The organism is Methylobacterium sp. WL12 (assembly GCF_008039475.1).
Taxonomy (GTDB): Bacteria; Pseudomonadota; Alphaproteobacteria; order Rhizobiales; family Beijerinckiaceae; genus Methylobacterium; species Methylobacterium cerastii.
On the sequence record NZ_VRUW01000207.1, the window covers coordinates 1 to 1,409 of the forward strand.

General features: G+C 67.8%; 1 protein-coding gene. It reads right to left on the minus strand.

What is annotated here, in order from left to right:
• Positions 1–24: 24 nt before the first annotated feature.
• Positions 25–1,329, minus strand: coding sequence for an IS701 family transposase (locus tag FV226_RS27510; RefSeq protein WP_246691757.1), 1,305 nt, complete (start codon positions 1,327–1,329; stop codon positions 25–27).
• Between the last annotated feature and the right edge of the window lie 80 nt (positions 1,330–1,409).

Sequence of the window (1,409 nt, forward strand, 5' to 3'; positions counted from 1 at the left end):
CAAGGTGGTTGATCGAGCGCAGCATCACAGTGCGGGCATCGGCGGGGTGGCGGTCGGCTGAGGTGGTCCAGGATGGCCTGCCGGATCGCCGGCATCGAGGGTTGGGGCGGTGGGCAGGCGATTCTTTTTTTTCCGCCCGGCTGCTGCGAGGCGCCGGGACTGGAGGAAGGCGTAGGCCATCATCGTCATCAGCGCATGTCGATGCAGCCCGGTCCAGGAGCGACCCTCGAAGTGATCGAGGCCGAGCTCCTCCTTCATCTGCTGATGCGCCTGCTCGCAGATCCAGCGCGCCTTGATCATGGCGGCGAGCTGCTTGAGGGTCGCGTCGGCGGGCAGGTTCGAGAGGTAGAACTTGCGCTCGCCCGAGCCGCGCTCCTCGCGCACCAGCCAGACGGCCTCCCCGGGCAGATGTTGATTGCCCATCGTGCCGATCCGTTGGGTCGGACCATCGGCCATCCGTACGCGTAGGGCGCAAAAGCGCGCCCGGAGCCGACCCTTGGTACCGTGCCGCCACGTCACCGATCGACCCGTCATGTCCGCTAGGATCGTTTCAGCCGCGACCGAGACTTGATCCGGCACGTGACGTTGGCGCGGTCGCCCACACCCCGCGACGGGGAAGATCATCGCGACGTCGGCCGGGTAGACCTTGTTGCGCCCCGAGATCCCGACGGCCCACCTCAAGCCGCGCTCGCTCAGGGCCTGCCGGAACGGGGCGGAGCAGCCATACCCGGCATCGGCCAGCACGCAGCCGAAGCGCACGCCACCCTCCCGGACCCGATCGATCTCCGCGATGGCGATCTCCAGCTTGGTGCGGGCCGTGCGCCGATCCTCGGGGACACCGGCCCCGGCCATCCGGTCCGGATCGCCCGTCCAGGTCTCGGGCAGGAACAGCGACAGGCCGACCGCCACAGGCACCTCGCCGCGGGCCAGCGTGAGCGACACCAGCGTCTGACAGTTGGCGGTCTTGCCCAGCGTCGTGGCGTATTGCGGTGCCACCCCGACCGAGCGGTTGCCCTTCTTCGGCAAGGCGGTGTCGTCGACGACGAGGATCGCATCTGCACCGCCGACCAAGCGATCGGCCTCGTAGAGAAGCGCCTGCTGCAGCGGCGCCTCATCCCAGATCCCGGCGGCGATGAAGTGGTGCAGCCGATCATAGGGAACCCCATCGCTCCGCGCCGCCATCGGCTGGACGCTCTTGCGGTCGCCAAGGCCGATCAGACCGGCCACGTAGAGGGGGCACATCGCCCGGCGTGCCGAATGCGACAGGCCCGCCAGGAACGGCTGCAGCCATTGATCCAGATCGTCACGCCATCCGCCAGCATCCGACATCGCGATCACCCATGACCATCGCCATGGCACACGAATCCGCGAAAACCAGCCCCGTTCCCTAAATCTGCCAAAGTAGTGCT

Excerpts from the sequence above, each read along its gene's own strand:
- FV226_RS27510 (WP_246691757.1), bottom strand. The coding sequence starts at position 1,329 with ATGTCGGATGCTGGCGGATGGCGTGACGATCTGGATCAATGGCTGCAG.